Source organism: Butyrivibrio sp. AE2032, assembly GCF_000702965.1.
Window position 1 is genome coordinate 931,182 of record NZ_JNLF01000003.1, and the last position, 26,059, is coordinate 957,240.

At 41.2% G+C, this 26,059-nt stretch carries 29 protein-coding genes and 2 pseudogenes; 3 read left to right on the forward strand and 28 right to left on the reverse strand.

Annotated features, from left to right (window positions below; translation table 11 throughout):
* Positions 1-39: 39 nt before the first annotated feature.
* Complete coding sequence (locus BO18_RS06125; protein ID WP_034444545.1) at positions 40-1,578, reverse strand: glycoside hydrolase family 32 protein; 1,539 nt, start codon at positions 1,576-1,578, stop codon at positions 40-42.
* A 247-nt stretch (positions 1,579-1,825) separates the two neighbouring features.
* Here BO18_RS06125 and BO18_RS06130 point away from each other — a divergent pair, with 247 nt between their 5' ends.
* Entirely contained in the window at positions 1,826-2,884 is a 1,059-nt protein-coding gene (locus BO18_RS06130; protein ID WP_034444546.1) for a LacI family DNA-binding transcriptional regulator, read from the forward strand.
* 202 nt (positions 2,885-3,086) lie between these two features.
* Here the strand turns inward: BO18_RS06130 and BO18_RS06135 are convergent, their stop codons facing one another.
* From BO18_RS06135 to BO18_RS36465, 15 genes and pseudogenes are all read right to left on the reverse strand, one after another.
* Positions 3,087-4,277, reverse strand: coding sequence for a cation:proton antiporter (locus BO18_RS06135; RefSeq protein ID WP_034444548.1), 1,191 nt, complete (start codon positions 4,275-4,277; stop codon positions 3,087-3,089).
* A gap of 176 nt (positions 4,278-4,453) precedes the next feature.
* Positions 4,454-4,795: an ARMT1-like domain-containing protein gene (locus BO18_RS06140; protein ID WP_051688539.1), complete on the reverse strand. Its 342-nt coding sequence runs from the start codon at positions 4,793-4,795 to the stop codon at positions 4,454-4,456.
* Between the two features lie 133 nt (positions 4,796-4,928).
* Positions 4,929-5,372: a hypothetical protein gene (locus BO18_RS06145; protein WP_034444551.1), complete on the reverse strand. Its 444-nt coding sequence runs from the start codon at positions 5,370-5,372 to the stop codon at positions 4,929-4,931.
* Positions 5,369-5,839 (reverse strand): MazG family protein, encoded by a 471-nt coding sequence (locus BO18_RS06150; protein WP_034444553.1) that lies wholly within the window; start codon positions 5,837-5,839, stop codon positions 5,369-5,371. The genes BO18_RS06145 and BO18_RS06150 overlap by 4 nt, the downstream gene beginning before the upstream one ends.
* 93 nt (positions 5,840-5,932) lie before the next feature.
* The gene (locus tag BO18_RS06155; RefSeq protein ID WP_034444555.1) at positions 5,933-6,259 is read right to left on the reverse strand and encodes an HNH endonuclease; all 327 of its coding nucleotides are present in this window, start codon (positions 6,257-6,259) and stop codon (positions 5,933-5,935) included.
* A 49-nt stretch (positions 6,260-6,308) separates the two neighbouring features.
* Entirely contained in the window at positions 6,309-6,821 is a 513-nt protein-coding gene (locus tag BO18_RS06160) for an O-acetyl-ADP-ribose deacetylase (RefSeq protein WP_034447097.1), read from the reverse strand.
* Between the two features lie 113 nt (positions 6,822-6,934).
* On the reverse strand, positions 6,935-7,798 hold the full coding sequence (locus BO18_RS06165; protein WP_185752355.1) for a hypothetical protein: 864 nt from the start codon (positions 7,796-7,798) through the stop codon (positions 6,935-6,937).
* Positions 7,799-7,881: 83 nt separating this feature from the next.
* Positions 7,882-8,415, reverse strand: coding sequence for a GNAT family N-acetyltransferase (locus BO18_RS06170; RefSeq protein WP_051688748.1), 534 nt, complete (start codon positions 8,413-8,415; stop codon positions 7,882-7,884).
* A gap of 142 nt (positions 8,416-8,557) precedes the next feature.
* On the reverse strand, positions 8,558-8,716 hold the full coding sequence (locus BO18_RS34775) for a hypothetical protein (RefSeq protein WP_185752356.1): 159 nt from the start codon (positions 8,714-8,716) through the stop codon (positions 8,558-8,560).
* Positions 8,697-9,113, reverse strand: coding sequence for an iron chaperone (locus BO18_RS06175; RefSeq protein ID WP_034444560.1), 417 nt, complete (start codon positions 9,111-9,113; stop codon positions 8,697-8,699). The genes BO18_RS34775 and BO18_RS06175 overlap by 20 nt, the downstream gene beginning before the upstream one ends.
* Positions 9,114-9,146: 33 nt before the next feature.
* The gene (locus BO18_RS06180) at positions 9,147-9,746 is read right to left on the reverse strand and encodes a GNAT family N-acetyltransferase (protein WP_034444562.1); all 600 of its coding nucleotides are present in this window, start codon (positions 9,744-9,746) and stop codon (positions 9,147-9,149) included.
* Between the two features lie 28 nt (positions 9,747-9,774).
* Positions 9,775-10,317 (reverse strand): GNAT family N-acetyltransferase, encoded by a 543-nt coding sequence (locus BO18_RS06185; RefSeq protein WP_034444566.1) that lies wholly within the window; start codon positions 10,315-10,317, stop codon positions 9,775-9,777.
* A gap of 43 nt (positions 10,318-10,360) precedes the next feature.
* Positions 10,361-10,630: pseudogene (locus BO18_RS06190) on the reverse strand (GNAT family N-acetyltransferase); the annotation flags it as partial.
* A gap of 77 nt (positions 10,631-10,707) precedes the next feature.
* A complete protein-coding gene (gloA2, locus tag BO18_RS06195; RefSeq protein WP_022767537.1) occupies positions 10,708-11,085 on the reverse strand; it encodes an SMU1112c/YaeR family gloxylase I-like metalloprotein in 378 nt (125 codons plus the stop codon).
* Positions 11,086-11,146: 61 nt separating this feature from the next.
* A pseudogene (locus tag BO18_RS36465) lies at positions 11,147-11,369 on the reverse strand (hypothetical protein).
* Between the two features lie 228 nt (positions 11,370-11,597).
* On the opposite strand from BO18_RS36465, the gene BO18_RS06200 reads away from it, so the two are divergent.
* Both BO18_RS06200 and BO18_RS34780 read left to right on the forward strand, forming a co-directional pair.
* Positions 11,598-13,796, forward strand: coding sequence for a glycosyl hydrolase 115 family protein (locus BO18_RS06200; protein WP_242856520.1), 2,199 nt, complete (start codon positions 11,598-11,600; stop codon positions 13,794-13,796).
* 132 nt (positions 13,797-13,928) lie between these two features.
* The gene (locus BO18_RS34780; protein ID WP_185752357.1) at positions 13,929-14,102 is read left to right on the forward strand and encodes a hypothetical protein; all 174 of its coding nucleotides are present in this window, start codon (positions 13,929-13,931) and stop codon (positions 14,100-14,102) included.
* A gap of 98 nt (positions 14,103-14,200) precedes the next feature.
* On the opposite strand, the gene BO18_RS06205 is transcribed toward BO18_RS34780, so the two are convergent.
* The 12 genes from BO18_RS06205 to BO18_RS06255 all read right to left on the reverse strand — a co-directional run bounded on the left by BO18_RS06205 (position 14,201) and on the right by BO18_RS06255 (position 25,976).
* The gene (locus tag BO18_RS06205; protein WP_034444570.1) at positions 14,201-15,487 is read right to left on the reverse strand and encodes a hypothetical protein; all 1,287 of its coding nucleotides are present in this window, start codon (positions 15,485-15,487) and stop codon (positions 14,201-14,203) included.
* A gap of 321 nt (positions 15,488-15,808) precedes the next feature.
* Positions 15,809-18,031: an EAL domain-containing protein gene (locus BO18_RS06210; RefSeq protein ID WP_034444572.1), complete on the reverse strand. Its 2,223-nt coding sequence runs from the start codon at positions 18,029-18,031 to the stop codon at positions 15,809-15,811.
* Positions 18,032-18,200: 169 nt separating this feature from the next.
* Positions 18,201-18,347 (reverse strand): hypothetical protein, encoded by a 147-nt coding sequence (locus BO18_RS34785; RefSeq protein WP_185752358.1) that lies wholly within the window; start codon positions 18,345-18,347, stop codon positions 18,201-18,203.
* A gap of 60 nt (positions 18,348-18,407) precedes the next feature.
* The gene (gene gloA2 / locus BO18_RS06215) at positions 18,408-18,785 is read right to left on the reverse strand and encodes an SMU1112c/YaeR family gloxylase I-like metalloprotein (protein WP_034444574.1); all 378 of its coding nucleotides are present in this window, start codon (positions 18,783-18,785) and stop codon (positions 18,408-18,410) included.
* A gap of 60 nt (positions 18,786-18,845) precedes the next feature.
* Positions 18,846-19,259: an EamA family transporter gene (locus BO18_RS06220; RefSeq protein WP_034447099.1), complete on the reverse strand. Its 414-nt coding sequence runs from the start codon at positions 19,257-19,259 to the stop codon at positions 18,846-18,848.
* A gap of 121 nt (positions 19,260-19,380) precedes the next feature.
* Entirely contained in the window at positions 19,381-20,757 is a 1,377-nt protein-coding gene (locus tag BO18_RS06225) for a replication-associated recombination protein A (protein WP_034444575.1), read from the reverse strand.
* A 43-nt stretch (positions 20,758-20,800) separates the two neighbouring features.
* The gene (locus BO18_RS06230; protein WP_034444577.1) at positions 20,801-21,826 is read right to left on the reverse strand and encodes a DUF6017 domain-containing protein; all 1,026 of its coding nucleotides are present in this window, start codon (positions 21,824-21,826) and stop codon (positions 20,801-20,803) included.
* Between the two features lie 21 nt (positions 21,827-21,847).
* Complete coding sequence (locus BO18_RS06235) at positions 21,848-22,774, reverse strand: ParB/RepB/Spo0J family partition protein (RefSeq protein ID WP_034444580.1); 927 nt, start codon at positions 22,772-22,774, stop codon at positions 21,848-21,850.
* Between the two features lie 13 nt (positions 22,775-22,787).
* Positions 22,788-23,570 (reverse strand): ParA family protein, encoded by a 783-nt coding sequence (locus BO18_RS06240; RefSeq protein WP_034444583.1) that lies wholly within the window; start codon positions 23,568-23,570, stop codon positions 22,788-22,790.
* Entirely contained in the window at positions 23,563-23,871 is a 309-nt protein-coding gene (locus BO18_RS06245; RefSeq protein WP_026518386.1) for an excisionase, read from the reverse strand. The genes BO18_RS06240 and BO18_RS06245 overlap by 8 nt, the downstream gene beginning before the upstream one ends.
* Positions 23,868-24,140, reverse strand: coding sequence for a DUF6462 family protein (locus tag BO18_RS06250; protein ID WP_034444585.1), 273 nt, complete (start codon positions 24,138-24,140; stop codon positions 23,868-23,870). The genes BO18_RS06245 and BO18_RS06250 overlap by 4 nt, the downstream gene beginning before the upstream one ends.
* Positions 24,141-24,755: 615 nt before the next feature.
* Entirely contained in the window at positions 24,756-25,976 is a 1,221-nt protein-coding gene (locus BO18_RS06255; RefSeq protein WP_022770063.1) for a site-specific integrase, read from the reverse strand.
* Positions 25,977-26,059 lie beyond the last annotated feature (83 nt).

Consider the following 26,059-nt stretch of genomic DNA (forward strand, 5'->3'; position numbering starts at 1 on the left):
TGCTTCCTAAGCCTTCTCCCAAAAGACAACTGTCTTTCCTTACTTAAATGCCTTCAAATCTTCAAAACTTGCCTTTGATCCAACACTAAACACCCCAAAATCAGAGCCCTGTGACATGTACATTCTTGTTGTGAAAGCAATCTCATCGTTGACATACATGCACACAACGCCGTCTGCAACAAGCAGTGAAACATTCAGCTCATTTTTATCTGCTAAATTGAAATCAACATATGACTGAGCAGTTCTTTCCATAATATTGCTGCCGTTGTAGAACTCAATCCTGTTGTTGGCGCCGTTAAACACAATGTTCAGGCTTCCGACACTTTCTTCGTTTGTATCAAAGCAGAACCCAAACATACCGTCTTTATCAAAATCCCTGATCGTGGTCTTAATAAGATAACTGCCAAGAAGCTCCTTAAATCCCGCCATCTCATATTTTTCACCGGCAAAAGATATAACGCCCTCCGAAAGAGAAGCTGAATCAGTCATCTTGACCGGTGTAAGCGAAAGCTCATTAGATAAAAGCTTTTCAAGCTCAGGGTTTAAAACAGGTGTGAGGCTTCCATCTTCATGCTGCACAAGCTTATGAGTGACCATATTTCCGCCCCAGTCGTAGTCCTCACTGTCTGTATGCTTTTTCTTCGTTCCGTTCCATCCGACAACATATAAGTTCTCTCCGTCTGTCTCCATTCTTCCTGCATAGAAGCCGTTGCAGTCAAAGATGTCCTGTGAAGGGATCTCAAACGGGCCCTCAAAATTGTCTGCTATTCTGTAATGAACAAGCCTGTGAGGCCACTGATCAGAGAATGACAAGTACCACTTTCCTTTATAAGAAAGGAGTGTCGGGCATTCCAGATTTGAATCGGTTCCCATATCATTTTCAAAGAAAACACCGGCATCTTCCCAGCTCTTTAAGTCCTCTGAAGTGTATCTTGCAATGACTCCGATGTTGTTCTGTCTTGTTGCAACAAGCATTGAATAGCACTTTTCTGATTCAACATAGAAAACAAACGGATCCCTGAAGTCGTTCTGTGCATAATTCTCGTTTGCATAAAGTGTATCTTCGGGAATCTTTTCCCAATTTATAAGATCGTTGCTGACAGCATGCATCACTGCTTCTTTTGGCTCAAACATATCGTTATGTCCTGTATAAAAAGCATGGTACTTACCGTCATTTCCCTTTATTACACTTCCGGTTCCAAGAGCTATGTCCTGGTCTTCTACAGCGTCTCCATAATTCAAAACAACTCCCTTGTCATCATATGAGGCAAAGTCTGTAGTCTGGATTAGCCCCCAAGGGTGATATCCCTGCTTACCGTCTCTCTGGTCTGCCAGGTAAAAGACATTGTACTTTCCCTCGTCGTAAAACGGCATTGTATCGCCCACAAGTCCCTCCACTGATGCCGGAAAAACGATATGATCTTCAATGTTCTCTCCCAGATACTTTTCATCCGCTGACTGCACGTTTTCCTCTGTTGTTTCATCTAAAGCAGTATCCGGTTCTGCGACTTTGGATGAGCATCCAACACTGGCGATGGTCATAATGCCAATCAAAAGCAATGTTTTTATTCTATGCATAATTCCTCCCTTAGTGCTTTTGCACTATCACCTGATAGAAACAATATAGCATCATGTGTCATTTGTATCAATCTAAAAGTGCATATGACACAACTTTTCGTGAAATTCAGTGTTTTTATGGGTTTCCTTTTTGTGAATTATGCACACTTGTCATACAGAAATTGGTGCATTTGACACATTGCTATTGCAGCGTTATGATATTTACCGAATATAAAAAGACTCAGAAAGCATTGAGGGGACATCCATTATGGGAAAAAGAGTAACATTACAGGAAATTGCAGACGCACTTGGAATGTCAAGAAATACTGTTTCCAGAGCACTTAACAACTCAGGAAGCGTATCTTCGGAAACCAGGAGTAAGATCTGTCAGATGGCTACAGCCATGGGCTACAAGCAGTTTAGTTTAGTTGATACCGCTGATACAGCATCAAGTACGCTCTTAGCATTAAAGGACGGCAAGACAGAAATAGCCCTGTTCACTCATTCTTTTCCCGGTGCATCCCATTCAGGAACCAAGCTTCTTGAGGCATTTCAGAACAGAATAGATTCACTGGGCTACAAGCTTTCAATCAACATTATTAAAGATAATGATATTGAATCCTTAAGCCTCCCAACTAATTTTTCCATGGACAATATAGCAGGAATTCTCTGTATAGAGCTCTTTTCCGAAAAATACAGCAGATTCCTCTGCAGCCTGAATATTCCCATTCTCTTTGTAGATACCCCTGTTCTTCAGAAATTCGGATTGGCAGCTGATACTCTCTACATGGAGAATGTTACAAGTGTCTACCGCCTGATCAGTTCATTTATCCAAAGCGGAAAGAGAAACATCTCATTTGTTGGTGACAGATTCCATTGCCAGTCCTTCAATGAGAGGTGGCAGGCCTACGTTTCAGCCATGACAGATAGCGGGATTGGCATCGACACCGGATCCTGTATCCTTGATGACGACTCGAGTCCGTACAAAGATACAGATTATCTCACAGCAAGGATCAGCGAGCTTGGGAAAATGCCTGAAGTTTTCTTTTGTGCCAACGATTACCTTGCAATCTGCACCATAAAGGCCCTTAGGCAGCTTGGTAAAAAAGTTCCGAAGGACGTTGCGGTCTGCGGATTTGATAATGCGCCCGAAGCCACCATCATCGAGCCAAGTCTTACCACGGTGAAGATCCATTCAAGCTCCATGGGTTTTATTGCTGCGGATATTCTGCTTTCCAGGATCGCAAATCCAAATACTCCTTACAAAAAAACATATGTAGAAACAGATATCATAATAAGAGAATCAACAGGAAATACGATCAAATAAACTACACTTTTTAAAATATTGTTCAGCAAAATGCGAGAAGCCCTTGCCCTGGTATTTGAACGCCATAGAAAAATAAATGAAAAGACCAAGACTTCTATATCCCCAGCAGATGAGGAATTACTAAAAAGTCTTGGTCTATATATCAATGATCAATTTCTGAGCTTCCAAGGCAAATGCTGATTAAGCCATACACAGACTGGGATTATTGCAGCTGTTTTTCTTTGGATTCATCCGAAGCATAAATTGCTTTAAGTATTATTGGTGTCAGAATTGAACTCAGTATTATAAGGAGGATTACAGCGGTAAAGTATCTGCTGTCGATTATCTCAGCTTTAAGACCACGCTGTGCCACAATAAGGGCTACTTCGCCTCTTGTCATCATACCTACGCCAATCTTCAACGCATCAGAAGTGTTATATTTAAGGAGTTTTGCAACTAGACCACAGCCCACAACTTTTCCAAGCAGTCCAACAATTACAAAAGCTGCTGAGAATGCAAGAATTGTCATATCAACTGTCTTTAAGTTGGTCTGAAGACCAACACTTGCAAAGAATACTGGTCCAAAGATCATGTATGAGTTGATATCCATCTTTCTGTCAATATACTCGGAATTATCCAAGGAGCTTAAGATAATTCCGGCTACGTATGCGCCTGTGATATCTGCAACGCCAAAGTATTTATCAGCAACGTAAGACATCGCAAAAGCCAGAGCCAATCCCAGGATAGGGATTCTTCTGGTATGAGGCCATTTTATTTCTACTTTCTTCATAATCTTGAAAATGGCAATTCCTACTACAAAAGAAAGCACAAAGAAAGCAACCGTCTTGACAACAACCGTAATCAGATTGGCGCTTGGATCCTTAAGTCCAAGAACTGCAGTAAGAACAACGATTCCAATCACATCATCTATGATAGCGGCACTCATTATTGTTGTACCGACATCTGTAGAGATTTTTCCAAGCTCTTTTAACACCTGAACAGTAATGCTTACGGAGGTTGCAGTAAGGATTGTTCCTATGAAAAGAGCTTTAAAAAATTCCATAGATCCGGGAGCGGCGAAGCCATAAAATGACATATAAAGTATGGCTCCAAGGACAAGAGGCACAGCAACACCGGTACATGCCAGTATTGTGGCCTTTACACCGGATTTCTTCAATTTATCTATATCTGTTTCAAGGCCTGCACTGAACATCAAAAGGATTACGCCAATTTCAGCCATACCGGAAAGAAAATCACCGGCTTCCACAAGATCAAACAGAGTGGGACCGATAATCAGCCCGGCAATTATTTCGCCTGCTACCTGAGGGGCGTGGAGTCGCCTTGCAATCAGGCCGAAGAGCTTGGCGCTGACAATTATTATCACAAGATCTCTAAGTATCTGAATTGTATCCATAGTATTTTTTACTCCTTTCGCTAAATGCTAATGAATGAGTATGCACCTTTTGACAGAGTCAGTCAAGTTTTTTTCTGTATGTTCTATCTGCCCTTATTAATCAAATCATCATTATCTTTTCTCTTTTTAAGATGCTTCAAAGCAAGAAGCCTGCATCTACGAAATTCTGCTATTTCCTACTCCTGTTCTTCAACAAATATCCCAGTCAGCTTGGGAACACCAAATCTGTTTGTGAACAGATCACACTTACACAGGAAAGAATAGAAAATGTGACGTCCTTGTTTGCTTAGTGTCTCATAATTTCCCTGGCCCTTTGCAAGAACTACATCTGCTCCATCCAGAACTTCTTTTGACTGATCCGGAAGCATCTCATAGACAGTTCCTGCGATTGAATTGCCATTGGAAATGATCTTTGCAAGCTGATCGATACCAGTGTACATAGCATCTTCTTCAGTGGCATCATTCAGGTGTTGCTGTTTATCATATAAACACTCCGCACAACTATCATTAATTCTCATTTACTTTTTCTCCCAATACCTTCTCCATGAGTTCTTTATTACGCTAAAACATCAAAAGTACTCCATAAATATCATAGGATGAACTGCGCAAAACGGAGTCTGCGCCATATACTACCCTAAATTGTTATCAATATTACTTAACTCTACTTAATGACGCTCCACCTCTATACATTTCTGAGAAATCCTCTTCATCCCAGGTCTCATAATATTCAAGTATATCTGCATCACCTTCAGCAGTCTGATATGTATACTGTATTCCACTGGCAGACTCCGCCTTAATTTTATATTCGTCATCAGCATTTTTTTCAATTTCACTGATTTTATCAGAATGATCTAATGCGAAAGCTCCATCTTTCATGTGCCCATAGTTTACCTCCGCTTCTGTAAACTGCACATAATACTCAGGTTGCATGTCTTCTCCATCTATATATCCTACGGAAGCTGTCTGCCAGGTTCCTGGGATTGCAAGAGCCAGGTCATCAGTAATCTCTTCTTCTGTCTTTGATCCGCATCCCACAGTTCCTACCGTTAAAATTATTAACGCTGCCAACAATACTTTCTTCATATTCTTTTTCAAAACCCTTTCCTCTCCCTGGCCTTCTGGATCAGCTCCTCAGCTTCCTTAAGTGCTCCCGGAAGATAGTCTGCCTGCCACTCCTTGCCCTCTTTTTCTTTACGCTTGATCTCGGCCCAGGCTGCATGAAGTTCTTCTTCAGTAGCAAACTTCATGTCTCCAAACACATGTGGATGCCTTCTGACCATCTTATCTGAAATGGTCTTCGCCACATCTTCAAACGTGAAAAAACCTTCCTCCTCAGCCATTACTGCATGAAACATGATCTGCAGCAAAAGATCTCCCAATTCTTCCTTCAGGTTATCTGCATCTCCTGTCTTCTCCAGTATGTTGATTCCGCTGATAACTTCTGAAGCTTCTTCAATGCAGCTTGCTTTTAGGCTCTCATGAGTCTGTGCCTTGTCCCATGGACAGCCATCCTCACTCCTAAGCTTCTCTACAATTGTTTTTAGTCGCTCAATTTCACTCATTATTTCACTCCTCAGGCCAAATATCACCTACATCAAGTCTATTATCTGTAAGCCAAGCATCTTCCACTGATACAACTCTTCGCTGTTGTCTTTTTAGTTGTTATCTGTGCTGCTGCCATTACATTCTCCTCCATTTTCCCATTCAGCCCTGTATTCCTTTACCTCAGTATAATAAATATCTTTCAAGAACGGATAATGCTCTTTAGCCTGAACTATTCGAGAGCCTTTGCTCTTATTGCAGTTCTTACATAAGGGCAGGAGATTCCGTTCGTCATCCGTACCGCCATGATACTTTGGTATATAGTGCTCTATCGTCACTTTACTATGCACAAGTGGTCTTCCGCATACAGCACATACTCCACCTGTCTTCTCAATTATGCTGCTCTTCACATGCGATTTCTGAACCTTTATCCCCCTCATGATTCCCCCATAAGTTCATCATAGATATCCCTTGAACCCAACTGTGCACTTATCCCATCTCCGCTGCAACTGTCTGGTATATCAGGTAGTCCTCTTCGCTGAAGTTCACAATAGTAATCTCCATCTCATAAGCAGAATTAGATTCAAGCCATTCTTTTACAGTCTTAAGCGCAATCTTGGCTGCTTCCTTCTTGGGATATCCATACACACCTGTAGATATTCCAGGAAAGGCAATACTGTGAAGATCATTGGCCTTAGCAACCTCAAGACTATTCCAGTAGCAATTGCGAAGATCCTCAGCATCAGATGCATTTCCGCTATATATCGGGCCTACAGTATGGATCACATGCTTTGCAGGAAGATTGTAGCCTCCTGTTATCTTAGCCTCTCCGGTTCTGCATCCATTAAGAGCTCTGCACTCTTCCAAGAGCTGTGGTCCCGCGGCACGGTGAATTGCTCCATCAACACCCCCTCCACCGAGTAATGATTGGTTTGCCGCGTTCACGATTGCATCCACCTTAAGTTTTGTTATATCTCCTGAATGATACTTTATAGAACTCATCTTCCCTCCATCTGGACTCATAGCCTTTTCTTCCTTTTTAGTCTCGCTCCAACATCACAATGTATTCTGGTGTTCCTTCTTCTAATTGTTTTTTTCCATTAAGCTTAAAGTCATCACTCGTCCCATAAGTCTGATATATGAACTATATTGTCTTGTGTCCCCTCAATATATCTAAGATCTGCCTGTTCTACATAGTTTTGAGCATATTCTTCACGCTCTTCTTTGGTAATGGGTATCTTTTTACCCTCCGACGTGATCCAAAAGAAATCTGATTTTGTTGAATCTTTTTCATTTTGTATAGCATAAAACTCTTCAAACCTCTTTAGGCTAGTGCCATTCTCAGGCAGGTAGAAAATGGTAGTACCATAATCCGTACCTGTTCCAGAAGCATCTACCCTCAACATATTATCTTGGCAAATAGTGCATATCCCACTTCTATAACCTAAATTGCCTAAAAGTTCGATGGTTTTTCCATCCTGCCATGTGAAAATATGGTATATCACTCCACTATCGTATTCTTCTGTGGCTCTGCAAATAAATAGCTCCGGAATTTCATTACCATCAAGATCCTTTAACATGAAAGCAAATGGACCAAATTGATTATAAAATTCCCTTTCAATTATTGTGTCTTCTACATTTGGTATTGCTGGTATTTCATCAAATGATTCCCAATATAAACCTTCTTTGCTAATTTTTTCAGCTTCTTCTCTGTAGGCATTAAGGACTATTGTATATCCCTCTTCCCATGATGTTTCAGTTACACGGACATTATCCTCTTTAATGTCATTTTCACTTTTATCTGTAGTAGGAACATTTTCAGAAGATGTAAGTTGATCATCAGAACTGTCATCTTCTGAGTATGCGTAATATTCACTAGAGGAATCGCTTGATTGCTGACTGTTCTTTTCTTCAAAAGAGCAAGCTGACAATAACACAGCACATAGAACGCAATTTAGAACAACAATTCTTTTTCTCATACCTATCCCCATACACTTCTTTATTTGTAATACCGCAATATTCCGAGATATAAGGCTATGCCCTGATCCCGACAAACCAGAATCTACAGTGCTAATTCCATCAGCCAGCAATCTACTTTTTCTCCCTCAAACATCTCATGTTTTGGAAGTGATTTAATGATTTTAAACCCGGCTTTCTCGTATGCCCTTATAGCCCTTTTATTATCTTGGTGTGGGTCAAGAAGAACTCGTTCCGCAGCCATATTTTCTTTCAAATGAGAAGCCATCATTTTCAAAAAAGATGAGCCTATTCCCTTACTCCAGTATTTCGGCTCACCTATAAACTGATCCATAGCAAACACTATATGTCCATCGTCAGGATAGTCATATTCATCGAACAATTCACCACTCAATTGATAGGCCTGTGCATATCCGATGGGGGATTTCTTATACTCGATGATCATTCTGAATCCATCTGGAATTTCTTCCAAAAAATGTGCAGACAAAGTATCCATCGTAAACCTGACGTCACGACCTTCGTAATACTCCAGCACTCTCTGATCTGTCAACCATTTAAACATGAGTGGAAGATCTATTTCCGTAAAATCTCGGATTGTTATTTCATCTTTTTCTATTATCACGTAATCCTCCCCGCAAATGGGAATTTGTTAGTCTGCTGTATCTGCCATAATTATGATATACCTGTTCATTCGCCTGCCAAATTCTTTCAAGACTTCCCTCGAAATATCTTTTTGTACAGGAAACGACTCAGCATCCCGATCACCACATTGACACAATTAACAGAATGATAAGGAGCGCGATATCATTATCGATCTGGACAGTTGCATCAACAATTCTGATTACAAACCTTGATGTGATCAGCATTATAAAACAGTCGTGATAATAAATATAGCCTTTTTCATTTGCGGTATTCTTCATAGCACCATCTTGCAATGTTGGCAATAAGTTCTTTAGGAAGAGGTGAAATATACGGAATCCGTATAGTACCTTTACTCACGTCATACCCTGCAAGTTGATCAGCAAAGACAACAGGGGCTTCATCGCCGGGATAGAGTCCGATATGTTTTTTTGATGCGGCAAAATGTATAATGTTCGCGCCCTTCCAGTATGTTGGCATACTCCACGATATCTTTTCCTGTGCTTCAGGAATAGCACTGCGAAGTATTTGCCGAATTTCATTCAAATAAGGCTTTACACTTTCATCCTGCGCATCAATATACTCATCTATCGTTTCGACTTTTCCACAATAGTGCCCCTGGCCTGTCCTGCTAAAACTACGGCCGCACTTTGGACACTTCCACTTATTATCTTTCATAATCGGATAACCCTCCCATAAATCCCGATTTGTTCAGTCCTCGGATAACTGAAGTAGTAGCTCATATTGTTCATTTGAAACGATTTTCTTGAGTTCAGCCATGGCTTTATAATACTCGTTTTCATAGTGTGAAAATGTGTCCGTCTTCTGGAGCCTGAATCCAAGCGAAAGGTACAAAAGGATGGCTTTCCAGCTCCAGGGCTGTGTGTGGATGTAGACAGGAAGGCCCTTGTGCTTTACATAAATGTTCATAACAGCAGTGCAAAGGGCTCTCCCAAGGCCTTTTTTCTGGTGCAGATCATCAACCACGAGCCAATGCAGGGACGAAACACTGTTTATTCCACGCATATCCTGCCATGCGATGCAGGAGCCCACAACATCACCATCTTTGTTTAGTGCAAAAAGTATGTTTGGGAGCAGTTCGGGAATCTGCAGATATGTTTTGACGAAATATCTCTCCGCTTCCGTTACTGAATCAAAGTCGCCAATAGCATATTCCAGTTTTGCCCATTCTTTTTCATGCCCGGACTGATATGAAATGATAGAAAAACCATCCGGCAATTCTACATTCCTGTATTCATAATCAGTGCATTTCATAATCGTATTGCAGAATGGAATGGTTCTGTCGAGCATTGCTTCCTCCAAATTCCGATTTGTTCGCTTAGTTTTCGCCTTTCCATTCTAATTTCTTAGAAAGAAAAAGCACGAGATCATCATCGTTTGCAATTTCCGTTTCGTATTGCGCACAAGGTTTATCCCGATACCAGACACCCGTCCCATCTGGGATATAGCCTCGTTTGGCATACATTCGCTGGGCACTTCCATACCCGCTGTGAAGTCCGACGCCAAGCCATACCGTGTCGGCATATTGCCCTGCAATCTCTTCAGCAACATCCATCAGTTTGCTGCCGATTCCCTTTCTCTGGTATTTTCCCAATACGCCAAAATCAACGATCTCTGGGAGCCCTTTTCCGCTGAATGCACCGCCCAGCCCTGTTAAGTAGACATTCACATATCCGACAGGAAGTCCTTTATATACGGCAGTCAGTGAAACACATTTTCCCGCAGACTGATCCTGGAGTCTTGCCAAGTATTTGGAGATATCCGTATGCCAACCCTGCGCGATTTCTTCATCGGTAAAAATTCGGGCATCTGCTTCTTCCATATTGCGTATCATCAGTTCGTTATCATTGTAATAAACCATGGTTCCTCCCTGCAGTCTGACGAATCGGAAAACAGAATTTTTTCTATTTATACAGAACGCAGTTATATCGAACAGCTGACCCGTCAGAATACTCAACCACAGTTTTCTCTTCAGAAAATCCGCATTTGCGATAGAAACCAATCGAGCCATCATCCGTCTGTGCTTTGATTCTTTCTATTTCCTCTGACTTTATCACGCTTTGGATCAGTTCTTTTCCAATTCCTTTATGGCGAGCATTGTCAGATACTGCGATTCCGATAATCTCTGCAGCAACTCCTGAACTCTTCAGAACCATCATGCCTATTCTCTTACCGCTTTGTCGTTCTGCATTGTTTTCCGGGAGAACTTGCTAACACTTCAACCAGACCAATCTCATTTGTCACAAGTAGTTTACTCATGTATTTCCAAAGGAAGCCCGTCCGGGTCACGGAAAAACGTCATTTTTTCACCCGTGAAAGCATCCCGTCGTATCGGTTCACAAGGGATACCCATAGACTCCAATTCTGCGACGGTCTCATCTACACTATCTACACGGAAAGCAAGATGACGCAATCCGTATGCTTCGGGAGAAGGACGGAGTGGATGATCCTTCATAATAAAAAGTTCAATTTCGCTGTCATCGAGCTTAAGGTCAATCTTCCAATCATCCCGTTCCGGTCTATAGTTCTCTCGCAGAATTCGAAAGCCAAGCTTATTATGGTAAAAGTTCAGAGCAGTGTCTTTGTCGGAACAAATCACCGCAATATGATGAATGCGATTTAATTTCATGAGGCGCCTCCTGTTTTAACCAGAAAAACCGATTTGTAGTTTTTGGGATTATCCTGAAATATTATACTACCATCAGCAATGTTCCGACTCCAATCAAGATACATCCTAAGATTGATTTTACTGTAAACTGTTCATGCAGGAACACGAATGCAAGCTATTCCTACCACTATAACAGTTCGAATGGCCGTAGCCAGATTAGAATCAACTCCTTCAATTCCTATCTTAGCCAATATTGATGTCAATGCAACAAATATTGCCGATAACAGTGCAAATACAATCCACATATATCTAAAGCCTTCCCAACTATTTCATCTTGACAAACGCCACTTTGCTAAAAGCTCATGGTAATAAAGGCAGATGTTTCCATGATGCCCATCCTTCATCAAGAAAAAACAGTCGGAAGAAACTGCCCTATAATGTTATAATTGGACATGAGAATCATATCCTGTATCGGAGTAAAGACAATATTTAGTATCTGTATTTTTTTTCAGATACAAGATGTGATACAAATTATGGGGTTACAAAGGGAAATGATGCAGATCAACATCAACACAAAAATTACAGGAGACATAAAAGAAACACCGGTACAGAAGGCAGTTAAGGCGCTGGAGCGGGACATAACAAATACATGCAAGGAATGTACTGAATCGGGACTTGAAATCAGGCTGGTCTTGGCTGAAAACAGTATTGAAACCAATGCCGCATCAGAGACCTTCACCATAGATAGAGTTCCTGACGAGCTTACCATAACTTCCGGAAGCAGTATTGGCCTTATCTACGGCATTTATCACATAAGCAGAACCTTCTTAAACATTCAGAATTTTTGGTTCTGGAATGAGCAGGACCTGATAAAAGAAAAAGAGCATGAGGTGCCCGATAGTTATCACTATGAATCAAAGCCGGCAAAGGTAAGGTTCCGGGGCTGGTTCATAAATGATGAAGTATTATTTGATGGCTGGAGAGAAAAAGTGGGGGAGAACTTCCCCTGGGAGATGGCCTTTGAAGCCCTTCTTCGCTGCGGCGGAAATATGACAATTCCGGGGACCGATCACAATTCACACAAGTATAAGAAGCTTGCCAATGACTATGGCCTTTGGATTACCCATCATCATGCTGAACCCCTTGGTGCGCAGATGTTTGGAAGAGCTTATCCTGACCTTGAAGCAAGTTTTGATAAGCACCCGGATCTGTTTAGAAATCTCTGGCAGCAGGCAATTGAGGATCAGAAGAACTGCCGGGTCGTATGGAACCTGGGATTTAGAGGGCAAGGCGACAGACCCTTCTGGGCAGATGATCCAACCTATGATACTCCAGAGGCCCGCGGCAGGCTGATGAGTGACCTTATTCTTGAACAGTACAATCTGGTAAAAGAGTCAGATAAGGAGGCTGTTTGCTGCACAAACCTCTATGGCGAAACCATGGAGCTATACAGGGATGGATACCTGACCTTTCCTGAAGACGTAATAAAAATATGGGCTGATAATGGCTTTGGCAAGATGGTTTCAAGAAGGCAGAATAATCACAATCCCAGAGTTTATGCACTTCCTCGTGAAGGTGATGACAGCGCCCATGGAATATACTACCATGCGTCTTTTTACGATCTTCAGGCAGCAGCCATGATGACTATGCTCCCCAATTCGCCTGAATTTGTAGTAAAAGAGCTTGAGGATGTATATGCCCATGGAGTTACAGATTTCTGGATAATCAACTGCGCCAACATAAAACCTCACACCTACTACCTTGACCTTATAGCAGGGATGTGGAGTTGGTCAGTAGAAGACGGCAATAATGAAGGCGCAGAGTCACATCGAAGCAATATCAAGAGTTTTAATGCCAGGGATTTTGCCAAAGAACATCTTAAGGATTATGTCAAAAGATACTATGAAAGCGCTGCAACTCCAGAATTGCTTCACAAGATTGAACTAGCCTATAAGGGATGGCCTGACTACACTCCAAAGTACGGCCTAAATGCTGACGACCATGCCGGGGAGCAGTTTGCCAACCATGGAGCAAGGGTTCTTGGCTGTGGTTTTATCAGCAATTACAACAAGCAGGATCCAAAGAGCACAGAGAAACTCTCTGAGCTTGACTGGGTATGCGACAAGGACACTCTTTTAGTGCAGGCCCGGTGGCATGAAGAAAAATACAAAGAGGCACTTGAGGGTTATACAAAGTACCTTAAAGACTGCAACAAGACAAAAGAAAAACTGATAGCCGCAGGAAACAAAGATGCAGCAGAGATCTTTGACAATAACCTTATATGTCAGATTCAGTATCTCTACTACAGTTATCTGGGAGCCTATCATATTTGCAGAGCAATCTTAACCTGCCTTGATTACGATAAAGAAACCGGCGAATTTATTGATGCTTTGGAAGAAGGTGCCAATGGAAAAGGCGTAGATTATATCACAGGCTTTTATGAGGCCGGACTATCAGCAAAAGCTTTCTTTGAAGGTTATAACGTGATGCGGAGCCACGAGCATGGCATATGGGAAGGTTTCTACGAGAATGACTGCGAAGCAGATATAAGACAGTCAGGGTTTGTTGCCAAAAGCCTTATGTCTTTCCTGCGGGTGCTGGGAGACGGTCCGCATTTTTATAAGTGGCAACGCAGGTTTCAGAAAGAAGCCGGCGGCGATAAGGTACAACTTATCCTGAGAACCAAAGCCCACTTAACCGATGAAGAACTTTGGGAGTTGATGAACAGTTAAAGCGCTCATTTTTCCCCGGGCATATCATAAATCTTTCCCGATTATTTAACACACATTTTAGAATATATAGTGTATATTCAAATTATAGATACAAGATGTTGTAGTTTGATGGGTTATACAAGGAGGTGGCCTATGAACATTGATGTTTTGTCTCTGAAAACAAACATGAACGCTGCTGTAAACAACATCGAGCCTTCCACTAAGGACATGACGAGGAGATATACCGGCAGCTCCATCATCGCTTCCATCTCATTTTCAGACATGCTTGAGAATGCCCTTAGAAATGAACTCTTAAAAGAAAGCTGATGATTACTATGCCCCATTTGTGTGATTAACTTCGTATTTTATGCTCCAACGTTCATCCCGACAAACATGAATTTATGTAATTAACTTCGTATTATCGACTATTTCATAATTATATTGTAAACATCCTGTATTGTTACAACTTCGGGTACAGAATTAGTAACATATTCGCTCAGTTCTTTAGAATACTCAAATGAATCGCCTTTATCTTCAAATATTCTTACCTCTGTGCGAGGAATCATTCCTTGTGGTCCAACTCCAGTAATGTACTGTATCCCAACGATTATTTCATCTTTTTTATCTTCATTTATGTCCTTGAATGCAACAAAGGAAATGCCTTCAAATAATTCCCAGTCTCTGATATCGTTTTCATATACAGAAGGCATTTTATAAATCACCTGTTCATGATCCATGAGATAAAACGATGCATCAGCATTTGGACTTTTATCTTTATCAGGGCGACAAGATACAAATCTCACTTCACCCCATTCATTTAGCCTAATATCAAACGACTGATCTTCAATAATTGTTGATGTATCTAATTCTACTGAATTAACTTCATCCTCTGGCACAGTAAAGTCTGATATATGAGCTATATTGTCTTGCGTTCCTTCAATATATCTAAGATCTGCCTGTTCGTCATAGTTTTGTACATATTCTAAATATTTTTCTTCGGTAATGAGTGTCTTTTCACCATCTGATGAAAACCAAAAGAAATCTGATTTTGCTGAATCTTCTTTATTTTGTATAGCAAAAAATTGCTCAACTACCCTAAGTTCTGTGCTATTCTTAGGCAGGCAGTAAATGGTATTGCCATAATCAGTAGCTGTCCCAGAACTCTCTACCTTCAATAAATTATCCTGGCAAATAGTGCATATCCCGTTTCTATAACCTAAATTACCTAAAAGTTCGATGGTTTTTCCATCATGCCATGTAAAAATCTGGTATATCACTCCACCATCGAATTCTTCCGTGGCTCTGCAAATAAATAGCTCCGGAATTTCATTACCATCAAGATCCTTTAACATGAAAGCAAATGGACCAAATTGATTATAAAATTCCATTTCAATTATTGTATCTTCTACGTTTGGTATTGCTGGTATTTCATCAAAAGAATCCCAATATAAACCATCTTTACTAATTTTTTCAGCTTCTTCCCTATAGGTATTAAGGACGATTGTATATCCATCTTCCCATGAGGCTTCTGTTATATCGACATTATCTTCTTTAATGTCATTTTCGCTTTTATCTATATTGGAAACATTTTCAGTAGATGCAACTTGATCATTGCTTGTTTGATCGTATCCACATCCGCCAAAAAGAATTAAAGCAATACCAGCGCCAATAACTGCTTTTATTTTGCATCTTGTCATTTTATCATTATCCATCCGTTCTTTGTTCCCTAGGCATATCAGCGATTCACCTGGAATATAATTTCTTAAACAAATCCCGATTGTTTAATACGAAAATTCTAACCTTTTCATACATAAAAATAAAGCCCACCAATGTGAGCTTCATTATGTATCCTCATTTAATCTGTGAATGGTAACAAGCCGCATATTTATCATAAGAGCCGCATATTTACTACATTCTTGCTAAAGAGTGCTAAAGAGTTTGTCATCTTCCTATGGTCATCACAAAAAAGGTGCCCTAAACTCTATGTTAGTTAGGGCACCAATTTTACTTTTGCCTGTTAAGCCATTCGTACATTATTTCAAATCTGATTTCTTTACAAATCCATCAAGTTTCTCAAACTCATCTACCGGCATGGGCTTGTAGAAGTAATACCCCTGCATTTCCTCACATCCAAGGCTTCCGAGGAAATCTGCCTGTTCCAATGTCTCCACACCCTCTGCAATGAGGGAGGTTCCAATAGCTTGGAGCATCTGAACCATGTAGCTAAGTATCGTCCGCCCCATCTTTTGATCTCCAGAGCCTGTGATGAATCGAAGATCGAGCTTAATTCGATCTAAAACTACTTCTTTTAACATATTTAGTGATGAGTATCCGCTACCGAAATCGTCCATCTCAACTTCAAAGCCAGCCTCACGAAGCTTAGTGGTGGTCTTTATGATGACATCTGAGTCCTCAACATATGCGCTTTCCGTTATCTCAATACGAAGCTGTTTTGGCGACAGGTTATAGAACTCTTTTAAAGTATTAAAATGCTCTGCCACATCGGGGTTCTTTACAATATCTTGTCTTGAAAGGTTTACAGACACACAAATATCTCTACCCTGTTCATTCCAACGTCTTAAGTCTTTGCATACAGTGTCCCACACATGACAATCAAGATCGTAGATGAGCCCTGCCTCCTCAAGAATAGGAATAAATTCTCCAGGAGAAATATTCCCATTCTTTTTACTGTTCCACCGGCAAAGAGCCTCTGCACCTGTTATCTTTCCTGTCTTATAGTTTACCTGTGGCTGATACCATACCTGTATTTCCCCTGACTCAACAGCTGCAGGAAGACGGCTTACTATTCCTGCGCTTTGCTTACCTCTGTCCCACTGCGTTGGATTATAAAACTCAAATCCTTCTTTCTTGGTTTCTCTTACTTTTCTCTCGGCAATACAGGCATAGTCGAGCATCTTATCTACGTTTATATCCTTATAGTCATCCGGCATAAGAACATATATGCCGATGCAGAACCTTACAATAAAGTCTTTGCCGCGATCTTTTAAGTAATTACGGACAGGGGCTAGAACATATTTTTCATCCTGAAGAATCTGCTCATTGCCACCCATGCAGCGAAGAATTACAAAGTGGTCTCCATCATACCTTCCAATGGCCTCTTTATCCGTAAGAATTTCAAGACTTCTCTCTGTCCAGAACTTTAGCAGCTCATCTCCCACTTTCCATCCAAAGCTGTCGTTGATAAACTTGAAGTCCTTTATGTTGTTATACGATATCGTATATGCCGTATCTGGGTTATTGATAAGGAGTTCCTCAACCTTTTTCCTGAAACCATTGTGACTAAGTACGCCGGTGAGAGGATCGATATCCTCCATTAGTCGCATCTTTTCCTTCTGTTCTTCGAAATATGATTTCTGTCTTAAGACAAGCATAATAACAAGAGCAATAAAAAGAATAGTCCCGACAATAAGGAAATACTTATATTGATACAGGTAATCCCAGAAAGAGTACACATATAGATCTCTAGTAGTGTAATCAAGGGCTATAGCCTGCTTTTTGGTTTCAGGAATAGCTGTAATTCCTTCGTTTATAAGTTCAATGCGTTTTCTTCCCTCTGCGGTATCAAGAGTGCCGGCGCGAAAATCCATTGAAAACATGGCAGAAGGCTGTACTTTAAGATCCTTATAGGATGGTTTTTGAAGCACATAGCTCCAAGTATATGAGTTATGCAAAAGTGCATCTACTTCGTTTTTTCTAAGCGCCTTAATGCAGTCAGCCATGGAATCGTAAAGGATTATCGTTATTCCAGGGTATAACTGTTTTACAGTTTCTGCGACCCCGCCCTGTGATTTTAACATTCCGATTCTAATGGCACTTATGTCAGAAATAGACTGTTTACCAGTATTGACAATGGTAAATGGGGTTTGTATGAGATTTTCTGATACGATGGTTGCGTCCCCAGATGCGCTTGTAACAGCACTGCCAAAGGGCATAACCAAGTCATACTCAGTATTATCAAGAGCTTCTTTAAGATTAGGTTCACTTATAGCCTTGAATACGACCTCAAAACCAGCTTCCTTAGCGGCTGATTTCATGAGATCTACTCCGATTCCTACTATTTCACCGGAATCACTGTCAATGTAAAACATAGGACACCTGTCTATAGGCACTCCAATTGTAAATTCTTGAATAGGGGAATCAGACGATGCAATGACGGGCATGATAAAAACACCCAGAGATATCACTAGGAAAAGGAGGGCTATGCTGATAGAAGTATAGATTCTTTTAAAACTCATAATGCTCTTGCCTTAACAATATTGTTATGCTTTTATCCATACTTAATTCTAACATTATTTGTATAAATATTTGATTAATTATGAATAACTTATCGATAAACATTCAACTGTGCTCCTTCAAAAAAGAAAGCTTCACTACATTTCTGCAGCGAAGCCTATTAGTCCATATTCAGTTAAATGCCTGTCTTCCTACAATTCTGTAGCTTTTATTCCACTTTTGCTCAACGCCTCTCCAGCTGTAAGTGAGTTCTCCATTCGGATAAAGGCAGATTGACTTCGATATTATCTCAGAAGGATTATCTTTGTCGTTCTGCATTGTTTTCCGGGAGAACTTGCTAACACTTCAGCCAGACCAATCTCATTTGTCACAAGTAGTTTACTCATGTATTTCCAAAGGAAGCCCGTCCGGGTCACGGAAAAACGTCATTTTTTCACCCGTGAAAGCATCCCGTCGTATCGGTTCACAAGTGATACCCATAGACTCCAATTCTGCGACGGTCTCATCTACACTATCTACACGGAAAGCAAGATGACGCAATCCGTAAGCTTCGGGAGAAGGATGGAGTGGATGATCCTTCATAATAAAAAGTTCAATTTCGCTGTCATCGAGCTTAAGGTCAATCTTCCAATCATCCCGTTCAGGTCTATAGTTCTCTCGCAGAATTCGAAAGCCAAGCTTATTATGGTAAAAGTTCAGAGCAGTGTCTTTGTCGGAACAAATCACCGCAATATGATGAATGCGATTTAATTTCATGAGGCACCTCCTGTTTAACCAGAAAAACCGATTTGTAGTTTTTTGGATTATCCTGAAATATTATACTACCATCAGCAATGTTCCGACTCCAATCAAGATACATCCTAAGATTGATTTTGCTGTAAACTGTTCATGCAGGAACACGAATGCAAGCACTAGCGTAATCACCACACTGAGCTTGTCTATAGGCACTACTTTGGAAGCTTCTCCCATCTGCAATGCTTTGTAATAACATAACCACGAAGCACCCGTTGCTAAACCTGAAAGAATAAGAAATATCCAGCTTCTTTTACCGATAGTTGATAAACCGTTCTGTGCATGAGTTATAAAAACCATAATCCAAGCCATTCCGACCACTACCACGGTTCGGATAGCCGTAGCTAGATTAGAATCAACCCCTTCAATTCCTATCTTTGCCAGTATTGATGTCAATGCTGCAAATATTGCCGATAACAACGCAAATACGATCCACATATATCTAAAGCCTTCCCATCTTTTTTTCTTCCTACAAACGCCACTTTGATTAAAGCTCATGGTAATAAGGGTAGATGCTTTCATTATGCCCATCCATCCTTCATGCGAAATCCTTTTGGTATTATTCCCACGGTCTCTCAGGATTACCCTCTTCAGAAGGATCCTTATATTCATATCTCAGCGGATCTTTTCCTATGTTTCTGAAATACTCTTTTATATCTTTTTCATGACCGATATCATTCGGCTCATAGAAGGTCATGTCTTTTATCGCATCTGGAAGATACTGCTGCTTTACCCAATGATTGGGATAATTGTGAGCATATTTATATCCAACACCCCTTCCAAGCTTTGCGGCCCCTTTATATGAGGAATCCTGAAGATATGGAGGTATTGGAAGATTTCCGGTTTCTCTCACTGTCTGCAACACCTTCTCTATTCCGAGATAAGCCGCATTAGACTTAGGAGCTGAGGCAATATAGGTTGCTGCCTGGGCAAGGATGATTCTTCCTTCAGGCATTCCGACACGTTCAACTGCTATTGCTGCGGATGCTGCAACACATATAGCCATGGGATCAGCATTTCCAACTTCCTCAGATGCTGCAACCAGCATTCTCCTTGCAATGTACTTAACATCTTCACCTGCAGCAAGCATACGACCGAGATAATAAAGCGCTGCATCAGGATCTGATCCACACATGGACTCTATAAATGCTGCTATGGTGTCGTAATGATTATCTCCGGTCTTGTCGTAGCGAATAGCTTTCTTTTGGATGCACTCCTCAGCTACTGCAAGGTCTACGTGGATCTTTGCATCTGCCGAGGGTTTTGTGGTGAGCACTGCCAGTTCTATTGCATTAAGTGCAGCCCTCGCATCACCATCAGCTATATCCGCAAGGAAGTCTGCCGCCTCATCTGTTATCTCAGCGTTGTACTGCTTTACACCCCTGTCAGATTCAAAAGCTCTTTTTATGAGAGTCAGGATGTTTTCTTTAGACAGAGGCTTTAGCTCAAATATCCTTGACCTTGATATAAGCGCCCCGTTCACTTCAAAGTATGGATTCTCAGTAGTAGCGCCTATCAGTATTAGTGTGCCATCTTCAACGTATGGAAGCAGGTAATCCTGCTGAGCCTTGTTAAATCTGTGTATCTCATCTATGAAAAGTATTGTCTTTCTTCCGTATCCACCAAGATTGTTCTTGGCTGTTTCAACTACAGACTCCATATCTTTTTTACCGGCTATCGTAGCATTGACCTGATGGAAGTCTGCCGAGGTAGTATTGGCAATCACTTTTGCAAGGGTTGTCTTTCCTACCCCGGGAGGTCCATACAGGATTATCGAACTAAGTCTGTCTGCCTTGATAGCACGATAAAGCAGCTTGTCTTCACCTATTATATCTTCCTGTCCCACAACTTCATCAAGTGTCTGTGGACGCATTCTTGCAGCTAAAGGCGCTTCTTTTTCTTTTCTGCCCTCAGCCATATATTCAAAGAGATCCATATCAGCATATGCTCCTTCGTTCAATTTCACTCTTTAAATTATATCATGCCTCGCACGCCCCATAGGCCATATCATGATTTACTTCAGCCTGGTAAAAGGCTCCCATGGTACTTGGAGCATTGAACAGGGCTGCAAGGAGATACTTCTTCACATTTCTTGGCTTTTCTTTGTTTTTATTCCAACAGTCCATCACGTACTCAATGTGCATTGAATTGAGTTTTAGGAGCTTGCTCTTTACAAAATTGGCAGAGTACTGGCTGCTGGCAACAAGAATGTAATCACTGGTGGTGAGTACAGTCTCAAGGATCAGATCATAAACTCCCTGCAGAAAATCTCTGTCACAGGGATAACGGTCCATAAGGATATCAAGACTGATGTTCTCACGGATAATATCTGCATAGGCTCTCTCATCATTATCGTATCCCATCAATTTGGTAGTGCCGGTAATTGATATGGTCTGATTAGATTTGTTATTACTAAGACTGTTATTATTTATATTGTTCTTATTTGTGTTTAAAAAATAAACGACCTCAGATTTACTTTCAGGTTGGGTGTTGTTTGATTCATAAACAGGGGCATTTAAAAAACAAACACCACTGTTTGAATTATGGGCTACCTCAGAGTTATCCACAAGCTCCCTGCCGTTCCCTTCCATACCCGAAAGCAGTTCCTCTGCTTTTCTTAAAATTTGGTTTTCAAATTTTGGTGCACTCTTAGGAATGAAATTTTTTACGTAAATCTTAAGACCTCTCCCAGGAATCAGGACTTTTTCAATAAGGCCAATGGCATCAAGATTCTTAAGAATCTCGCCTGCTTTATTTCTGCCACAGTTTGCAAACTCCATGATGGTCTCGATAGAGCAGTATACATAGGCCCTTCCAAGTTCGTCGAACCAGTTATTTTTGATAGACAGATTCATCCTGTCAAGGAGCATGGAATAAGTAAGAGCCTCCTCCAGCTTCACGTTCTTATACATAGGATCAAATAAGAGTGGCTTTGGTATCTTTATAAAGTTGAACTGATCAGCCTCAGCCCCATAGAAGTAATTTAGATCTAATTTATTTCCCACGGAATGTTCCTCCCAACTGTTTTATTTTTGTTCCTCATGCCACTTTTCAAGCAAGCCCACGATTACCATTTCCCTTTGTTTGCTGCTGAAATGTGGTGGAAAGTATTTATCAAGTTTCTTTTCTGAAAGTGTTACCTTACCATTAGCTTTGCTGTTACTATCCGGAAGAGCATCGTTCATAATCTGTATCACAGTTCTCTGTGCGATATTCTCCAGATTGGGTGTTTCCTTCAATGCCTGTATCTGTACTGGCTTGAGGAAATTGTTATCTCTGTAATATTCATAAATCCAACCCTGCAATTCTTTGTCGAAGCTTGCAACATCAACGCCCATTGTTACACCGATTTTCTTCTGATCAACAAGGTCCATGACTTCCGGCACCAGCTCTGTCAGCTTTATATAATTCTGAACCGACCTTTCGCTCATCCCTGCTTCTTTACCAACTATGACCCTTGACTTAGTTCCTGCCTCTTCCAACTTGTGGCAATCATTGCCACAAGTTAAATCTGTTCTTTTACCTTGTCTGCTGTTAAGTGCTTCCATCTTCATCTTTAAGGAATAAGCTCTTTCACTGGGAAGTATCTCTTCTCGTTGAACATTCGCATCAACCATGGCTATTGTAGCTTCTTCATCATTGAACTTTTTTATTACTGCAGGGATTGTTCGTAACCCCGCCAGCTTAGCAGCATGCATCCTCCTGTGACCTGAAATCATTTCATACATACCAGGATCAGCTACTTCTCTTACAATCACCGGTGTCAGAACACCATTTAAGGAAATGCTCTTCACCAGATTTTCCATACGGCTGTCATCTACAACTTTAAAGGGATGACCTTTAAATGGCCTGATATGGTTTATTTCCAGTTCTACAGTTGTTTCACTTGGTATTGGTGCTCCTAAGAGCTCCTCCACTGATTCAAACTTTATCTTTTCTCTCTTTACTGCCATCTGTCCGCCCTCCTTATGAATTCCTGATCACTACATCTGTAAGAGCTGTGTAAGCTGCTGCAACTTTGCCCTTGGGGTCATACTCAAATATGCTCTTACTGATTGCGCTGGTCTCTGATGCTCTGATTGAAAGAGGTATCTCTATAGGAAATACAGGAAGGCTCTTTCCATATACCTCATTAACTTCAGCCACAATTTCTTTTGCATAATTTGTACGGTTATCAACCATAGTCAGCAAGATTCCTTCAATCTCCAACTTAGAGTTAAGCCTGCGCTTTACTGTATAAATAGTCTTGATGAGTGCCTGAAGGCCTTTAACCGGAAGGAATGCACTCTGTACCGGGATGAGCACTGTGTCTGCACAAGCCAGAGCATTTACTGTCATAATTCCAAGAGATGGCATGCAGTCAATCACAACAAAGTCGTACTGCTCCTTGATCTGATCAACATAATCCTTCAAGACAAGTTCTCTGCTCATAACGTTTACAAGTGAAACCTCGGCTGCAGACAGCCCTATATTTGACGGAAGCAGGTCAATATTCTCTGAATGCTTCAAAATAGCATATTCCTCCGGAATATCTTCCTCATTAACAAGCTTCTCAATCACTGTTGCAATAGTTACATCCAGCTTGTCGGGCTCTGTATAGCCCATGCAGATTGAAAGACTGCCCTGTGGATCCGTATCAAGTAAAAGTACCTTTTTCCCCTGAGCAGCAAGTCCTGCTCCTAAATTCACTGCTGTTGTGGTCTTACCCACCCCACCTTTCTGATTTGCAATTGCGATAACTTTACTCATTTTCATCTTCCTCCTTTGCCTTTGCTTCAAAGATTTTTAATAATTTTTCCTCATCACCTTCGATGAGCTTATCTACCTGCTTCTGATGCGCTCTAAGATACTCTTCAAAAATATCCCGTCTTATCAGGACTCTTTTCCCGATCTTATAGACTGCCCCGGATGCCCATGCCATCCTTATCATCGGTTTCTCTCCAATTCCGTAATATTCGCCTGCAAGCTTATATGTGACCATGACCTTATGGGCAAACATCAGATCCTCATCATCCAGGTACTGTGAGAACTTCCAAATACATCCGCTCATTTTTTCCTTCCCCCTGTCTTGGTCATCTTGGGTGGCTGATGAAATCTTTCCAGATATGCTTCAAATATCTCTATATTTATGAGCACATAACCATCAATCCTATAGAGGGCTCCAGCCTTATCAGCAAGCTCTAATAGCTTTTTGTGCTGAATGCTGTAGATGTACTCAGCTTCCTTATATCTGATGAGCTTTCTGCGAAACATCCTTGCCTTATTGCGAACTTCCTGTTTTCTTTCAAGGTCCTGATACTCTTCTTCGTCAAAATCCATGTGCTACCTCCGTAATCTCTTTTTTGGATGAGTTCCTGCAGAGGTCTTTCGCATGTCACAAAAACAAAAAGAGCCATTCCTGAATTTTCGTTCAAGAATGACTCTAAAATGAGTACTTTATTGATTTGTCTATGATACTACTTCCCTATTATTCCCGTGTAAATAGGCTCATTCTGTTGTAGTATTGTTGCAGTAAAAATATGTGATCCCTTGTAATCCGCTTGTTTACTGGTATTACAGCTTGGTGGACTTAAGTGTCGGGAAAATCCTTACTGATTCTTCCATACCGTGTCTTAGCATGTCATACACGTTCGTTTTAGAAAGGTCTCGGGACTGACTTTTATCCATAGCGCGTCGTAGAGTGTACCTTATCTGCTGTCCTTTTTGGTGCAGGACGTGCCCTCTTTGGACACCTATGGATAATCTCCATGATGGAGAACCCGATGAATCATAATCGATATCTTTCAATATCTGCTGATGCACATTTCAGTTCGTTTACATCTCTGAACTTTGTACTAAGTTCAGTATAATACTTCCCGATCCATTTGTCATTACCTTTCCGTAAATTTTTAATCCAAATGACGCCTTCCATGTCCAAAGACATACCTGTGTCATTCAGATGATGATCTTGCCTTCAAGATTTGCCATCACTTCCTGCTTCTTTTCTCCGGTACATTCTGCATAGATGTCCATGGTCGTTGAGATGTCATGATGGCCCATGATCGACTGGATGACTTTCAAGTTGGACTCATTCTCGCACAGCCTCGTGCAGAATGTATGTCTGAGATTGTGGGCTGATATCTGCGGTATCATAATAGGTTCTCTCTTCTCCTGCTTTGCTAGTCTTTCCTCCAGCTTGTTGGCATCATCTATGATGCTGTGGAGTGCGCGGTTGACTGCTCCTGCCATCTGTACGGTTCTGCTACCCGTGGAAAAGACAAATCCAGAATAGCCATCCACTTCTTCCTCGCAGAAACCGATGATCTTCTGGAACTCATATTCCATAAGAAAAGCATCAAACACTTCCTGTACCATGGGAATTGTCCTCATTCCGGCGGCAGTCTTGGTTGTAGTCTCAATACGCTTTCTGCAGTCGCCCTCCTCATCAGGTCTGTCGCTAAGTGAATGGTTGACACTGATGATACGCTTCTCGAAATCAAGGTCATCCCAGGTAAGACCGAGGCATTCTCCTATTCTCATCCCGGTTCCCAGAAGGATTGTGAAAATCGGAAGCCATCCGTGATATTTGCTGCTGGAGCGAAGGAAATCCATAAACTGCTTCTGCTCCGGAATAGAAAGGGCAAATCTCTTTTCCTTGATCCAGTACCTGCTGTGCTTTATCTCGTTCATTACCCCTTCTGTAGGATTGGTTCTGATAAGCCCGTCCCTTACTGCCATCTGGAAAGCAGGATGGAGCACCGTGTTCACGTGATCAACTGTGGTTGCCTTTAGTCCCTTGTCAATCATCAGGCCATAGTAGAACCTCTTGATATCTGAGTACTTGATATCGACAATCTTACATTTTCCAATCCCCTCATCAATGTACTTGGCACTGTTCCTGTAAGCTCCTCTTGTAGATACCTTAAGGTCATACTTGGTAGCAAGGTAACTGTCAACCATATGGCTCACTTCGATCGTGCCTGCCTTATGAGGGTCGAGTCCATCCTCATAGTCGCGCAGGAGTTTTTTCTTGCGCTCCCTCATTCCAACCAGTGTCTTTGAATAGATCTGATGTCTTTTACCTGTGCGGTCTGTGTAGGCAAAGCAGTATCTGCCGTCTGCTCTCTGATACTCACCGCTATGCAGAACATATCCTCTATTATCTTTTCTTGGCATTTGATTCCTCCATTTATCTAATAAAAAGAGGAATAGCCGGTTCATAAGTTCATTATAATCCGTCATATTCCTCAGTTTCAATC